The following is a 13,220-nucleotide window of genomic DNA, read 5'->3' on the forward strand; positions in this document are numbered from 1 at the left end:
CCAGTCCGGCCACGGCCGCTGAACAATGGGATGCGGAGGGTCCGACGATGGCAATCCAGTACTTCTGGCGACACCCACTGGCCGAACAGGTACGCGAGGAAGGACGGGAGCAGGGCCTGGAGCAAGGGCACATCGAGGGCCGTCGGCAGATGATCCTCCGCATCCTCGAATGGCGCGGCATCCCAGCACCCGGCCCCGTCCGCGAGCGAGTGCACGCCTGCACGGACCTCGACCAGCTCGAGGCCTGGGTCGAGCGTGCCGTAGAGGCCACCGACGCGGCCGACCTGTTCGCCGAGGAGTGACGGGCGTTCGGGGTGATTACGGCCGTGGGTCGGTGATCACGCCGAGGAGGAAGCCCACGGCGCGCTGGACGCCCGCGGTGGACTCCGAGCCGCAGGGGAGGTCCATCAGCAGGCGGGGCCGCCTCCGCCGGGGTTGAGCCCGGTGCTGCTGTTACTTCTTCTTCCGGAGCTTCTTCTCAGCTTCCTTCTGGGCCTTCTGCTCGGCCTTCTTCTGCGCCCTCTCGGCTTTGCCGGGCTTACCGGCTTTGCCGGAGTGCTTGTTCACGGGCTTCGCCCCGGCCCCGGCCCGCGTCGTCCTGGGGGACGTCTCCGTGAGCCGGCTGCCCGGTGGGGCACCGGCCGTGGAGTGCGAGGGCGGGGCCGGCGTGCCGGGTGCGATCGTGCCGGTGTTCGGTTTCCGGCTCGGGGTGACGGCGGCAGGGCCCGCGCTCCGGTCGAGCGCGGCGTCGCGGAGCCGTACGGATGAGGCATCGCGGGTGGGGGACGTGGGAGCCGAGGGTCCCCGCTCGGTCCCGGCGGGGGACGCGTCCGGGTGCTCGGCCCGCGCGGAAGGGGTACCGGCGGCCCGTGTCGTTCCGGCGCCGCTTCCCTGATGTGAGAGGCCGTCGGAGACGGTGAACGCGGCGGCCGTGACAGCGGCGAGCGCGGCCACTCCGCCTGCCAGCGCCCTCCGCCCCCGTGCGGGCGTGCCCTTCCGGCTGGGCGTGCCCTCGAGGGGCGGCGGATGCGGGTGCGTGACGTCGGCCCTCGCCGGTGCCTCGCTTGGCACCATGCTCGTGACGTCGGCCGGGACCACGACGGACCGTGCGTCGGCCGTGCCGGCGAGGGCGGCCAGTGTCCCGGCGCACTCGCGTGCCGACGGCCGTGTCCCCTCCTCCAGCGCGGTCATGTCCCGCAGCAGGGAGGCGAGTTCGTCCGGCAGGCAGCCGGGCAGCTCGGGCGCGCGGTGGAGTCGCGCGACAGCCGCCTCCAGGGGGCCGCCGTCGTATTCGAGCCTGCCGGTGAGGCATTCGAGGAGGACCAGCCCGAGGGCGTAGACGTCGGCGGGCGGGCCGACGGGCCGGCCGAGCACCTGTTCGGGGGACAGGTAGGCGGCGGTGCCGATGAGGGTGCCGGTGGCGGTGCGGGTGGTGGAGTCGAGCAGCCGGGAGATGCCGAAATCGGTCAGGTGGGGGTGGCCGGACGCGTCCAGGATGATGTTCGAGGGCTTCACGTCGCGGTGGACGACCCCGGCCTCGTGCGCGTGGGACAGCGCCGGGGCGAGGCCGGCACCGAGCGCGGCGGTCTCGCCGGGGGCCAGTGGGCCCGCGGCGATGCGCTTCCTCAGCGTGGGACCTTCGACCAGCTGCATGACCAGGTAGGCGCGACCGTTGTGCCGTCCGGCGTCGTAGACGGTGACCAGCCCGGGATGGTGCAGCCGGGCCAGGATCACCGCCTCGTTGTCGAGGCGGTCCTCCATGTCGATGTCGGCGTCGGTACGGAAGACCTTGACCGCCACCGGCCGTTTCAGGCGCAGGTCGTAGCCCCGGTGGACGTCGCCCGCGCCGCCCGAGCCGATGACCGCGTCCAGACGGTACCGCCCGCCCAGCACCTCCGTGGCGCACCGGGACAGCGCCAGGGCCGGCCGGCTGAGCCTCATGTCATCTCCCTCTGTGTCGCGTGCCGGGGCGGGCGTCCTCACCTCACCGGGAGGGCGCCGAGCACGCGTACCCAGGGCGGGCCGGTGTACCCCTGTGACGATCCTCCCGCACTTCCGGCCGGCCTGGTCACGATTGGGTTTCGGCCACCCCCACCCCTCTTGTCTCCTGCCCGTGTAATCGATTCCAATGCTTCCCACACAGTCGTGTAAACGATTCCACAAGGAGGTGGAGGCGGCTCATGGCGAGCATCAAGGATGTCGCCGCCGCGGCCGGGGTGTCCGTGGCCACGGTGTCGCGGGCCCTGAACGGGCATCCGTCGGTCAGTGCGGACGCGCGGGCGCGGGTGCTGGCCGCCGTCGACGCCCTCGGGTACCGGCCCAACGCCGTCGCCCGGTCGCTGCGCACCGACCAGACCCACACCCTCGGGCTGGTGATCAGCGACGTGCTGAACCCCTACTTCACCGAGCTGGCCCGTTCCGTCGAGGAGGAGGCCCGCGCGCTCGGCTACAGCGTGATCATCGGCAACGCCGACGAGCGGCCCGAGTTGCAGGACCACCACGTGCGCAACCTGCTGGACCGGCGCATCGACGGGCTGCTCGTGTCGCCGACCGACGGGGGGTCGCCGCTGATGCTGGACGCCGTCCGCGCGGGAACCCCGATGGTGTTCGTCGACCGGTGGATCCCGGGCGTGGACGTGCCCGTCGTACGGGCCGACGGACGGGCGGCCGTACGGGATCTCGTGGCGCATCTGTACGGGCTCGGGCACCGCCGGCTCGCGATCATCGCGGGGCCGGCGGCCACCACCACCGGCAGCGAGCGGGTCGAGGCCTTCCGGGCCGCCCTCGCCGAGTACGGGGTTCCGCTCCCGGACGCCTACACAGGCCAGGGCGACTTCCAGGCGGAGAGCGGGCGGCGGGTGACCGAGGGGTTCCTGGATCTCCCGCAGCCGCCCGAGGTGGTCTTCGCGGCCGACAACCTGATGGCGCTCGGCGCGCTGGACGCCGTACGCGCGCGTGGGCTGCGCGTGCCGGACGACATCGCGCTGGCGGCGTTCGACGACATCCCGTGGTTCGTGCACACCGACCCGCCGGTGACCGCGATCGCCCAGCCGACCGGCGAACTGGGGCGCGCCGCCGTACGCGCGCTGGCCGACCGGATCGAGGGGCGCGCCCCGCGCTCCGTCACCCTGCCCGCCCGGCTCGTCGTACGCCGCTCGTGCGGTGCGCCGGCCCGGCCCCCACAGTCCCCCTCCCCAGTGCGAAGGAGCACGTCAGTGCAGAGGAGCACGTCGTGAGCGACCCGGACGAGTTGCTGCGCATCGAGGGCATACGCAAGACCTTCCCCGGCGTGGTCGCGCTCGACGGCGTCGACTTCGACCTGCGCCGGGGCGAGGTCCATGTGCTGCTCGGTGAGAACGGCGCGGGCAAGAGCACCCTCATCAAGATGCTCTCCGGTGCCTACACGCCCGACGCGGGCCGGATCCACGTCGGCGGCCGGGAGGTGCGCATCCAGGGCGCCCAGGACGCCGAGCGGCTCGGGATCGCCACCATCTACCAGGAGTTCAACCTGGTGCCGGACCTGACCGTGGCCGAGAACATCTTCCTGGGGCGGCAGCCGCGCCGCTTCGGGATGATCGACCGCAAGCGGATGGAGGCCCGGGCCGGGGAACTGCTGGAGCGGGTGGGCGTCGACGTCTCGCCCCGCGCGCGGGTGCGGGACCTCGGGATCGCGCGGCTCCAGATGGTCGAGATCGCCAAGGCGCTCAGCGTCGACGCGCGCGTGCTCGTCATGGACGAGCCGACCGCCGTGCTCACCTCCGAGGAGGTGGAGAAGCTGTTCGCCATCGTGCGCGCGCTGCGCGCGGACGGCGTCGGCATCGTGTTCATCACCCACCACCTGGAGGAGATCGCGGCCCTGGGGGACCGGGTCACCGTCATCCGGGACGGCAGGAGCGTCGGGCAGGTGCCCGCCTCCACGGCCGAGGACGAACTCGTCCGGCTGATGGTGGGGCGGTCCATCGAGCAGCAGTATCCGCGGGAACGGCCGGAGCGGGGCGCTCCGTTGCTGTCCGTGGAGGGGCTCACCCGGGACGGCGTCTTCCACGACGTGAGCTTCGAGGTGCACGCCGGCGAGGTCGTCGGGGTCGCGGGGCTCGTGGGCGCCGGGCGGACGGAGGTCGTGCGGGCCGTGTTCGGCGCCGACCCGTACGACCGCGGAGTGGTGCGCGTGTCGGGCGGACCGCTCAGGCGGCACGACGTGAACGCCGCGATGGCCGCCGGGATCGGTCTCGTGCCGGAGGACCGCAAGGGCCAGGGGCTGGTGCTGGACGCCTCCGTCGAGGAGAACCTCGGGCTGGTGACGCTGCGCTCCGCGACCCGGGCCGGGCTGGTCGACCGCAAGGCGCAGCACGCGGCGGCCGGACGGATCGCCGGGCAGCTGGGCGTGCGGATGGCCGGGCTCGGGCAGCAGGTGCGGACCCTGTCCGGCGGCAACCAGCAGAAGGTCGTCATCGGCAAGTGGCTGCTGGCCGACACCCGGGTGCTGATCCTCGACGAGCCGACGCGCGGTATCGACGTCGGCGCGAAGGTCGAGATCTACCAGTTGATCAACGAACTGACGGCCGCCGGGGCCGCCGTCCTGATGATCTCCAGCGATCTGCCGGAGGTGCTCGGGATGAGCGACCGGGTGCTGGTCATGGCCCAGGGCCGGATCGCCGGTGAACTCGCGGCCGGCGAGGCCACCCAGGACGCCGTCATGGCGCTCGCCGTCTCCACCCCCACCCCCACCTCCGAGACCGAGAAGGAGGCCACCCGTGGCCACTGACACGCTCAGAAGCACGACGGGCGCGAGCAGCGCCCCGGGCGGCCTGCGCCGGCTGCTCCTCGACAACGGTGCGCTGACCGCGCTGATCGTCCTCGTCATCGCCCTGTCGGCGCTGTCCGGCGACTTCCTGACGACCGACAACCTGCTGAACATCGGTGTCCAGGCGGCCGTCACGGCGATCCTCGCCTTCGGTGTGACCTTCGTGATCGTCTCCGCGGGCATCGACCTCTCCGTCGGCTCGGTGGCCGCGCTGTCGGCGACCGTCCTGGCCTGGAGCGCGACCCAGCACGGTGTGCCGGTGGTGCTCGCGGTCGTCCTCGCCGTCGCCACCGGCGTCGCCGCCGGGCTGGTGAACGGTTTCCTCATCGCCTACGGCAAGCTGCCGCCGTTCATCGCGACGCTGGCCATGCTGTCGGTGGGCCGCGGTCTCGCCCTGGTGATCTCGCAGGGCTCCCCCATCCCCTTCCCCGGCTCGGTGTCCCACCTCGGTGACACCCTCGGCGGCTGGCTGCCGGTGCCGGTACTGGTCATGGTGGTGATGGGGCTGATCGCCGCGCTGGTGCTCGGGCGGACGTACATCGGCCGGTCGATGTACGCGATCGGCGGCAACGAGGAGGCCGCGCGGCTGTCGGGGCTGCGGGTGCGGCGGCAGAAGCTCGCGGTCTACGCCCTGTCCGGGGTGTTCGCCGCGGTCGCCGGTGTCGTGCTGGCCTCCCGGCTGTCCTCGGCGCAGCCGCAGGCCGCCGACGGCTACGAGCTGGACGCCATCGCCGCCGTCGTCATCGGCGGCGCCTCCCTGGCGGGCGGCACCGGCAAGGCGTCCGGCACGCTGATCGGCGCGCTGATCCTGGCGGTGCTGCGCAACGGCCTGAACCTGCTGTCGGTGTCGGCGTTCTGGCAGCAGGTCGTGATCGGTGTCGTGATCGCGCTGGCGGTGCTGCTGGACACCCTGCGGCGCAAGGCCGGGGCGACCCCGGTGGCCGCCGGGGCGGGCGGGCCGAAGGGCAGGCAGGCGGCGACATACGGGCTCGCGGCCGTGGTGACCGTGGCGGTGGTCGGCGCGACCTCCTTCCTGCACGGCGGCTCCCCGTCCTCGACGGCTCCGAGAATGGGCCTGTCCCTGTCGACGCTCAACAACCCCTTCTTCGTGCAGATCCGGGCGGGCGCCCAGGCCGAGGCGAAGAAGCTGGGCGTCGACCTCACCGTCACCGATGCCCAGAACGACGCCTCCCAGCAGGCCAACCAGTTGCAGAACTTCACCAGTTCGCGGCTGGGGGCGGTCATCGTCAACCCGGTGGACTCCGACGCGGCCGGCAACTCGGTCAAGGCCGCCGGCCGGGCGGGGATCCCGGTGATCGCCGTCGACCGGGGTGTGAACAAGGCGTCCGTCGACGCCCTGGTGGCCTCCGACAACGTCGCCGGCGGCGAGCTGGCCGCGAAGACGATCGCCGAGAAGCTCGGCGGCAGGGGCCGGATCGTGATCCTCCAGGGGCAGGCGGGCACCTCCGCGGCCCGGGAGCGCGCGCAGGGCTTCGCCAACGGCCTCAAGGCCTACCCCGGCATCCGGGTACTGGCCCAGCAGCCCGCCGACTTCGACCGCACCAAGGGCCTGGACGTGATGTCGAACCTGCTCCAGGCCCACCCCGACGTGCAGGGCGTCGTCGCCGCGAACGACGAGATGGCCCTCGGCGCGATCAAGGCACTCGGCTCAAGGGCGGGCCGGTCCGTGCAGGTCGTCGGGTTCGACGGCACCCCGGACGGACTGACCGCGGTCAAGGACGGCACGCTGTACGCGTCGGTCGCCCAGCAGCCGGCCCAGTTGGGGCGGACCGCCGTGGACAACGCGCTGAAGGCGGTCCGGGGCAAGAAGGTGGAACCGATGGTGAAGGTGCCGGTGAAGGTGGTCACGAAGGACAACGTGGCCGGCTTCGGCGGCTGACACGGACGCGGGGGCGGACGGCCGTGCCGGGCGAGGAGCCCGGACGGCCGTCCGCCCCACAGCCATTCACAGGGGAGTCAACAGATGTACGACTACGACCTCCTGGTCGTGGGATCGGCCAACGCCGACCTGGTGATCGGTGTCGAGCGGCGGCCGGCCGCCGGCGAGACGGTGCTCGGCGGCGACCTCGCCGTCCACCCGGGCGGCAAGGGCGCCAACCAGGCGGTCGCCGCCGCCCGGCTCGGCGCCGCCACGGCCCTGCTGGCACGGGTCGGTGACGACGGGCACGGCCGGCTGCTGCTCGACTCCCTGCTCACGGCGGGGGTCGACACGGTGGGTGTCCTGGTGGGCGGCGCCCCGACGGGTGTCGCGCTCATCACCGTCGACCCCTCCGGCGACAACAGCATCGTGGTGTCGCCGGGCGCCAACTCCCGGCTCACGCCCGGGGACATCCGGGCGGCCACGAGCCTCTTCCACGCGTCCCGGGTGGTGTCGGCGCAGCTGGAGATCCCGCTGGAGACGGTCGTGGAGGTGGTCCGTGCCCTGGCGCCGGGCAGCCGGTTCGTGCTGAACCCCTCTCCCCCGCGTGAGCTGCCCGCGGAGGTGCTGGCGGCCTGCGATCCGCTGATCGTCAACGAGCACGAGGCACGGGTGGTCCTCGGCGACGCCTGTGTGAGCGAGGATCCCGCGGACTGGGCCCGGCTGCTGCTGGCCAAGGGCCCGCGCTCGGTGGTGGTGACGCTGGGCGCGGCCGGGGCGCTGGTGTGCGACCGCTCCGGGGTGACCCGGGTCCCGTCGGTACGGGTGGAGGCGGTGGACACGACCGGCGCGGGCGACGCCTTCACCGCGGCCCTGGCCTGGAAGCTGGGCACGGGTGAAGGTCTGGCGGGGGCCGCGGCCTACGCGGCCCGGGTCGGCGCGGCGGCCGTGACACGGCCGGGCGCGCAGCAGTCGTACCCCACGGCGGCGGAGGTCGAGGCGCTGTGAAGAAGGCCGGGATCCTCAACCGCCAGCTGTCCGGCGCCCTCGCCGAACTGGGGCACGGGGACGGGGTGCTGGTCTGCGACGCGGGCATGCCCGTCCCCTCCGGACCCCGGGTGGTGGACCTCGCCTTCCGGGCCGGTGTCCCGTCGTTCGCGGAGGTGCTGGACGGCCTGCTGGCCGAGCTGGTGGTGGAGGGCGCGACGGCGGCGGCGGAGGTACGGGCGGCCAATCCGGCGGCGACGGCGCTGCTGGAGTCCCGCCTCCCCGGCCTGGCCCTGGTCCCGCACGAGCGGCTGAAGGAGCTGTCGGCGGGGGCCCGCCTGGTGGTCCGCACCGGCGAGGCCCGGCCGTACGCCAACGTGCTGCTGCGCTGCGGGGTGTTCTTCTGAGGGGATCCCCCCGGACCCCGCCGTTCAGTCCGCCCGGCCCAGGCGTGCTCCCCTGCTCTCCGCGACGCGCTTGACGTCGCGCAGGGACTCGCTGAGCCGCCGGGCCAGGTAGCGCAGCTCCTCACCGGTCAGCCGGTGCTCGGTGAGGAGTTCGGCCGCGTGTTCCAGCAGGGCGTCCGCCATGCCGAGCTGCACGCTCTCGATCTCGTCCGCGAGCCGGGAGACGTACCCCGTGCCGTCGCCCAGGAGATAGCAGGGCTTGCCCTCCCCGCCGGTCCAGGGAAGCAGGCGCCCGCTCGCCGGGGGGCCGGGCATCGGCTCGCTCATGCGCAGGTCTCCACGCGATCGAGGTAGGGGCGGACCAGCGGGCTGTCCTCGCCGCGCAGCGGGGCCTCGCCCCTGCGGTACGCCGTGGGGCCGCCGACGTACCGGCACGAGTACGGGTACGCGTAGCCGCACGGGGGTGGCGTGGCCGGCCCGCGGCGCCGTCGCCCTCGGGCGGGCAGGAGCAGCCGGAACAGCGGCTCCACCAGCCGGGCCAGGAAATGCGTCATGTCAGCCTGCTCTCTCACCTGCGGTGACTGCGTTCTGTGGCGAATCACTCACAGCGTGGGGTCGGCGGTGGCTACGCTGCCAGGGGCGGGGAGTTGACATCGCGCCTGTCAGCAAGGGAGTTGGCCGCATGAGCGAGGACCACAGGCCGCGTACGCCGCGCGAGAAGTACGGGGAGGAGTTACGCCTGCGCCGGACGGCGGCCCGGCTCACGCAGGAGAAACTGGGCGACCAGGTGGTCTGCTCGCCCACGCTGATCAGTCACTACGAGGCGGGCAGGCGGCTGCCCAAGCCGGATGACGCCCGGCGGATCGACCAGGCGCTGGGGACGGACGGGTTCTTCGCCCGGTGGCTGGAGGACCTGGAGACGAAGTACACCGACCACTTCGCGGTCGTTGCCGAACTGGAGCAACATGCTTCGGTCATCCAGCAGTTCGCGCTCACGCTGGTTCCGGGGATCTTGCAGACCGACGACTACGCGAGTGCCCTCTTCCGCGCCTACAGGCCGAACTACACAGCCGCGGAACTTGACGAGTTCATCGTCATCCGAACGAACCGCCGCCGCGTTCTGGACGGACCCGCACGGCCCGTCGTCTGGACGCTGCTGGACGAGGGTGTTCTCAGACGCCGGGTCGGCGGCCCGCAGGTCATGGCGGAACAGCTGCGGCGTATCGCCGACATGGCCGAGGCGGGGCAGTTGCGCCTGCACGTCCTGCCGTACGAAGTCGGCGCACACGCCCTCTTGCAGAGCCTGCTCACCCTGATGGCCTTCGAGGACTCGGCGCCGGTGGCCTACGTCGAAGGCTTCGTGACGGGGAACTTGCTGGATGATCCGGCCCTGGTGACCGCCAGCCAGACGGCCTACGCTCTGGCCCTGAGCGACGCTTTGTCGCAGCGGGAGTCACTGGCCCTGGTCAGGGCAGCAGCGGAGGAACACGCACATGGTCAGCAGTGAGGACACCGTCGTCGACTCGTCCACGCTCACCGGGTGGTACAAGTCGAGCCACAGCGGCGGCGACCAAGGGGAGTGCCTCGAAGTCGCCCGTGGTCACGCCGCCGTGCCCGTCCGCGACAGCAAGGCGGGGCCCGCCGGTCCGGCGTTGCTCTTCTCCTCGGACGGCTGGGCGTGCTTCGTGACCGCCGTGAAGCGGGGGCGGTTCCAGGCCTGACGATTCGAGGGGCTTGCCCGGTCCCCGGCCCCGGCAAGCCCCTCGGCTCTCCCCTCCCCCGTCAGCACTCCCTGTCCCCCCGGATCCCCCGTCGGGAGTGCTGATGTCATGTACGACACGCTCCGGGGCGAGAGGGTTGTACGGCGTCCCGAAAAATCTCGCGCGCCCCGGCGGACCTCAGCCGACGTGGGTGACGAACCGGGCCACCGTCTCGGCCAGTACCTCCCGGCCGTCCCGGGCCCACAGGCCGTCGTTGAAGAGTTCGACCTCGATCGGGCCGGTGTAGCCGGCGGCCTCCACGTGGCCCAGCCACTCGCGCAGGTCGATCGCGCCGTCGCCGAGCTGGCCGCGGCCGTTGAGGACGCCCTCGGGCAGGGGGGTGGTCCAGTCGGCGAGCTGGAAGGCGTGGATGCGGCCGGCTGCGCCCGCGCGGGCGATCTGCGCGGGGGCCTGGTCGTCCCACCAGACGTGGTACGTGTCCACGGTCACGCCGACCTGGTGGGCGGGGAAGCGTTCGGCGAGGTCGAGGGCCTGGGCGAGGGTGGAGACGACGCAGCGGTCGGCGGCGTACATCGGGTGCAGGGGCTCGATGGCGAGACGGACACCGTGGCCCTCGGCGTACGGGCCGAGTTCCGCCAGGGCGTCGGCGATCCGCTCCCGCGCGCCGTGCAGGTCCCTGGAGCCGGCCGGGAGGCCGCCGCAGACCAGCACGAGCGTGCCGGTGCCGAGGGTCGCGGCCTCCTCCACCGCCCTGCGGTTGTCGGCCAGGGCCGTCGCGCGGGCCGCCGGATCGATCGCGGTGAGGAAGCCGCCCCGGCACAGGGTCGTCACCGTCAGACCCGTGTCGCGCACCAGCCCGGCCGTCGCCTCGACGCCGTACGCCTGGACGGGTTCGCGCCACAGGCCCACCTGGGTGATGCCCGACTCCGCGCAGGCGGCCGCCAGTTCGGGCAGGGGCAGCTGCTTCACGGTCATCTGGTTGATGGAGAGGCGGTCCAGGCCGTTCGTCGTGCTCACCGGCTCACCCCGTACAGGGAGAGGAGGTTCTTCATGCGCTCCTCGGCGAGCCCCGGGTCGGGGAACAGGCCGAGCCCGTCGGCGAGTTCGTAGGCGCGGGCGAGGTGCGGGAGGGAGCGGGCCGACTGGAGGCCGCCGACCATCGTGAAGTGGGACTGGTGGCCCGCGAGCCAGGCGAGGAGGACGACGCCCGTCTTGTAGAAGCGGGTGGGGGGCTGGAAGAGGTGGCGGGAGAGGGCGACCGTGGGGTCGAGGAGCGCGCGGAAACCGGTCACGTCTCCCGTGTCCAGTACCCGTACGGCCTGCGCGGCCAGCGGGCCCAGCGGGTCGAAGACGCCCAGCAGGGCGTGGCTGAAGCCCTGGTCGTCGCCCGCGATCAGCTCGGGGTAGTGGAAGTCGTCGCCGGTGTAGCAGCGCACCCCGTGCGGCAGTCTGCGCCGCAGGTCCGTCTCGCGTCGCGCGTCGAGCAGGGAGACCTTGACGCCGTCGACCTTGTCGGGGTGCGCCGCGATCACCTCCAGGAAGGTGTCGGTGGCCGCGTCGAGGTCCGTGGCGCCCCAGTAGCCCTCCAGCGCCGGGTCGAACATCGGGCCCAGCCAGTGCAGGACGACCGGCTCGGCACACTGGCGCAGGAGGTGGCCGTAGACCTCCAGGTAGTCCTCGGGTCCGGTGGCGGTCGCGGCCAGTGCCCTGGACGCCATGAGGATGACCTGGGCGCCCGCGTCCTCGACGACGGCGAGCTGTTCCTCGTAGGCCGCGCGGATGCCGGCGAGGGTGCCGCCGGTGATCTGGTCGGTGCCGGCTCCGCAGGCGATGCGGCCGCCGGCCGCCTTCGCCTCCGCCGCCGACCGGCGGATCAGCTCGGCGGCGCCCGCCCAGTCCAGGCCCATGCCGCGCTGGGCGGTGTCCATGGCCTCGGCGACACCGAGGCCGTGGGACCACAGGTGGCGGCGGAAGGCGAGGGTGGCGTCCCAGTCGACGGCGGCGGGCGCGTCGGGCGAGACGTCGGCGTACGGGTCGGCGACGACATGGGCCGCGGAGAAGACCGTACGGGAGGTGAAGGGGGTGCCGGGGGTGACGGCGAGGGGTTCGGTGCGCGGCTCGTACGTCCGCAGCCGCCCCTGGGCGTCGGGAAGCCGGATGGTCACAGGGAGACCTCCGGCACGTCGATGCGGCGGCCCTCGGCGGAGGACCTGAGGCCCAGTTCGGCGAGCTGGACGCCGCGGGCACCGGCCAGGAGGTCCCAGTGGTAGGGGGCGTCGGCGTAGACGTGCTTGAGGAACAGCTCCCACTGGGCCTTGAAGCCGTTGTCGAACTCGGTGTTGTCGGGGACCTCCTGCCACTGGTCGCGGAAGACCTCGGTGGCGGGGACGTCGGGGTTCCAGACGGGCTTGGGGGTGGCGCTGCGGTGCTGCACGCGGCAGGTGCGCAGGCCGGCCACGGCCGAGCCCTCGGTGCCGTCGACCTGGAACTCGACCAGTTCGTCGCGGTGGACGCGCACCGCCCAGGAGGAGTTGATCTGGGCGACGGCGCCGCCCTCGAGTTCGAAGACGCCGTAGGCGGCGTCGTCGGCGGTGGCGTCGTACGGCTTGCCCTGTTCGTCCCAGCGCTGCGGGATGTGGGTGGTGGCCAGGGCCTGGACGGACCTCACCCGGCCGAACAGCTCGTGCAGCACGTACTCCCAGTGCGGGAACATGTCGACGACGATGCCGCCGCCGTCCTCGGCGCGGTAGTTCCAGGAGGGGCGCTGGGCCGGCTGCCAGTCGCCCTCGAAGACCCAGTAGCCGAACTCGCCGCGGACGGAGAGGATCCGGCCGAAGAAACCGCCGTCGACGAGCCGCTTCAGTTTCCGCAGGCCCGGCAGGAAGATCTTGTCCTGGACGACACCGTGCCGGACGCCCCGGGCGTGGGCGAGACGGGCGAGCGCGAGGGCGCCGTCCAGTCCGGTGGCGGTGGGCTTCTCGGTGTAGACGTGCTTGCCGGCGGCGATCGCCTTCCCGAGGGCTTCCTCGCGGGCGGAGGTGACCTGGGAGTCGAAGTAGATGTCGACGGACGGGTCGGCGAGGACGGCGTCGATGTCGGTGGAGACCTCGGTGAGGCCGTGCCGGCCGGCGATCTCCCTCAGGGCGTGCTCGCGGCGGCCGAGCAGGATGGGTTCGGGCCAGAGCACGGTGCCGTCGCCGAGGTCGAGGCCGCCCTGTTCGCGCAGGGCGAGGATCGACCGGACGAGGTGCTGGCGGTAGCCCATGCGCCCGGTCACGCCGTTCATGGCGATACGCACCGTCTTGCGTGTCACGTCAGTCCCCTCCGTGGGCGCCGCGCGCCCCGATCAGTACGGCAAGCACGTGCCCCTACCCATGCAGCAAGCGCTTTCTATGCAGAGAAGCTAGCTCCTGGACGTGGCC

14 protein-coding genes are annotated in these 13,220 nt (G+C 72.8%); 8 read left to right on the plus strand and 6 right to left on the minus strand.

Annotated elements, in window-relative coordinates:
- Positions 1–47 precede the first annotated feature (47 nt).
- On the plus strand, positions 48–302 hold the full coding sequence (locus tag ABZ117_RS02240) for a hypothetical protein (RefSeq protein WP_356816497.1): 255 nt from the start codon (positions 48–50) through the stop codon (positions 300–302).
- Positions 303–453: 151 nt separating this feature from the next.
- On the opposite strand, the gene ABZ117_RS02245 is transcribed toward ABZ117_RS02240, so the two are convergent.
- Positions 454–1,941: a protein kinase gene (locus ABZ117_RS02245; RefSeq protein ID WP_356816499.1), complete on the minus strand. Its 1,488-nt coding sequence runs from the start codon at positions 1,939–1,941 to the stop codon at positions 454–456.
- 239 nt (positions 1,942–2,180) lie between these two features.
- Here ABZ117_RS02245 and ABZ117_RS02250 point away from each other — a divergent pair, with 239 nt between their 5' ends.
- From ABZ117_RS02250 to rbsD, 5 genes are all read left to right on the plus strand, one after another.
- Positions 2,181–3,236 (plus strand): LacI family DNA-binding transcriptional regulator, encoded by a 1,056-nt coding sequence (locus tag ABZ117_RS02250; RefSeq protein WP_356816501.1) that lies wholly within the window; start codon positions 2,181–2,183, stop codon positions 3,234–3,236.
- Positions 3,233–4,765, plus strand: a complete 1,533-nt coding sequence (locus ABZ117_RS02255) for a sugar ABC transporter ATP-binding protein (protein ID WP_356816503.1) — start codon at positions 3,233–3,235, stop codon at positions 4,763–4,765. Before ABZ117_RS02250 ends, ABZ117_RS02255 begins: the two co-directional genes overlap by 4 nt.
- Complete coding sequence (locus ABZ117_RS02260; RefSeq protein ID WP_356816505.1) at positions 4,755–6,704, plus strand: substrate-binding domain-containing protein; 1,950 nt, start codon at positions 4,755–4,757, stop codon at positions 6,702–6,704. Before ABZ117_RS02255 ends, ABZ117_RS02260 begins: the two co-directional genes overlap by 11 nt.
- Positions 6,705–6,788: 84 nt before the next feature.
- Positions 6,789–7,691, plus strand: a complete 903-nt coding sequence (locus tag ABZ117_RS02265) for a ribokinase (protein WP_356816507.1) — start codon at positions 6,789–6,791, stop codon at positions 7,689–7,691.
- Complete coding sequence (rbsD, locus tag ABZ117_RS02270) at positions 7,688–8,077, plus strand: D-ribose pyranase (RefSeq protein ID WP_356816509.1); 390 nt, start codon at positions 7,688–7,690, stop codon at positions 8,075–8,077. The genes ABZ117_RS02265 and rbsD overlap by 4 nt, the downstream gene beginning before the upstream one ends.
- A 24-nt stretch (positions 8,078–8,101) precedes the next feature.
- Here rbsD and ABZ117_RS02275 read toward each other — a convergent pair whose 3' ends face one another.
- Both ABZ117_RS02275 and ABZ117_RS02280 read right to left on the minus strand, forming a co-directional pair.
- Entirely contained in the window at positions 8,102–8,404 is a 303-nt protein-coding gene (locus ABZ117_RS02275; RefSeq protein ID WP_356816510.1) for a hypothetical protein, read from the minus strand.
- Positions 8,401–8,631, minus strand: coding sequence for a hypothetical protein (locus ABZ117_RS02280; RefSeq protein ID WP_356816512.1), 231 nt, complete (start codon positions 8,629–8,631; stop codon positions 8,401–8,403). Before ABZ117_RS02280 ends, ABZ117_RS02275 begins: the two co-directional genes overlap by 4 nt.
- Positions 8,632–8,759: 128 nt before the next feature.
- Between ABZ117_RS02280 and ABZ117_RS02285 the strand changes: the two genes are divergently transcribed.
- Together ABZ117_RS02285 and ABZ117_RS02290 are read left to right on the plus strand one after the other, a co-directional pair.
- Positions 8,760–9,584, plus strand: coding sequence for a helix-turn-helix transcriptional regulator (locus ABZ117_RS02285; protein WP_356816514.1), 825 nt, complete (start codon positions 8,760–8,762; stop codon positions 9,582–9,584).
- A complete protein-coding gene (locus ABZ117_RS02290; RefSeq protein ID WP_356816515.1) occupies positions 9,571–9,798 on the plus strand; it encodes a DUF397 domain-containing protein in 228 nt (75 codons plus the stop codon). Before ABZ117_RS02285 ends, ABZ117_RS02290 begins: the two co-directional genes overlap by 14 nt.
- Before the next feature lie 177 nt (positions 9,799–9,975).
- On the opposite strand, the gene ABZ117_RS02295 is transcribed toward ABZ117_RS02290, so the two are convergent.
- From ABZ117_RS02295 to ABZ117_RS02305, 3 genes are read right to left on the minus strand one after another with little or no spacing between them, the layout of a single operon-like run.
- Positions 9,976–10,773, minus strand: coding sequence for a sugar phosphate isomerase/epimerase family protein (locus tag ABZ117_RS02295; protein WP_356816643.1), 798 nt, complete (start codon positions 10,771–10,773; stop codon positions 9,976–9,978).
- Between the two features lie 38 nt (positions 10,774–10,811).
- A complete protein-coding gene (locus tag ABZ117_RS02300; RefSeq protein WP_356816517.1) occupies positions 10,812–11,963 on the minus strand; it encodes a dihydrodipicolinate synthase family protein in 1,152 nt (383 codons plus the stop codon).
- On the minus strand, positions 11,960–13,111 hold the full coding sequence (locus ABZ117_RS02305) for a Gfo/Idh/MocA family oxidoreductase (protein WP_356816519.1): 1,152 nt from the start codon (positions 13,109–13,111) through the stop codon (positions 11,960–11,962). The genes ABZ117_RS02300 and ABZ117_RS02305 overlap by 4 nt, the downstream gene beginning before the upstream one ends.
- Positions 13,112–13,220 lie beyond the last annotated feature (109 nt).

The organism is Streptomyces sp. NPDC006309, from assembly GCF_040613095.1.
Lineage (GTDB): Bacteria > Actinomycetota > Actinomycetes > Streptomycetales > Streptomycetaceae > Streptomyces.

Excerpts from the sequence above, each read along its gene's own strand:
- ABZ117_RS02280 (WP_356816512.1), bottom strand. The coding sequence starts at position 8,631 with ATGACGCATTTCCTGGCCCGGCTGGTGGAGCCGCTGTTCCGGCTGCTC.
- ABZ117_RS02250 (WP_356816501.1), top strand. The coding sequence starts at position 2,181 with ATGGCGAGCATCAAGGATGTCGCCGCCGCGGCCGGGGTGTCCGTGGCC.
- ABZ117_RS02265 (WP_356816507.1), top strand. The coding sequence starts at position 6,789 with ATGTACGACTACGACCTCCTGGTCGTGGGATCGGCCAACGCCGACCTG.
- ABZ117_RS02245 (WP_356816499.1), bottom strand. The coding sequence starts at position 1,941 with ATGAGGCTCAGCCGGCCGGCCCTGGCGCTGTCCCGGTGCGCCACGGAG.
- ABZ117_RS02290 (WP_356816515.1), top strand. The coding sequence starts at position 9,571 with ATGGTCAGCAGTGAGGACACCGTCGTCGACTCGTCCACGCTCACCGGG.
- ABZ117_RS02285 (WP_356816514.1), top strand. The coding sequence starts at position 8,760 with ATGAGCGAGGACCACAGGCCGCGTACGCCGCGCGAGAAGTACGGGGAG.
- ABZ117_RS02275 (WP_356816510.1), bottom strand. The coding sequence starts at position 8,404 with ATGAGCGAGCCGATGCCCGGCCCCCCGGCGAGCGGGCGCCTGCTTCCC.
- ABZ117_RS02240 (WP_356816497.1), top strand. The coding sequence starts at position 48 with ATGGCAATCCAGTACTTCTGGCGACACCCACTGGCCGAACAGGTACGC.
- ABZ117_RS02295 (WP_356816643.1), bottom strand. The coding sequence starts at position 10,773 with ATGACCGTGAAGCAGCTGCCCCTGCCCGAACTGGCGGCCGCCTGCGCG.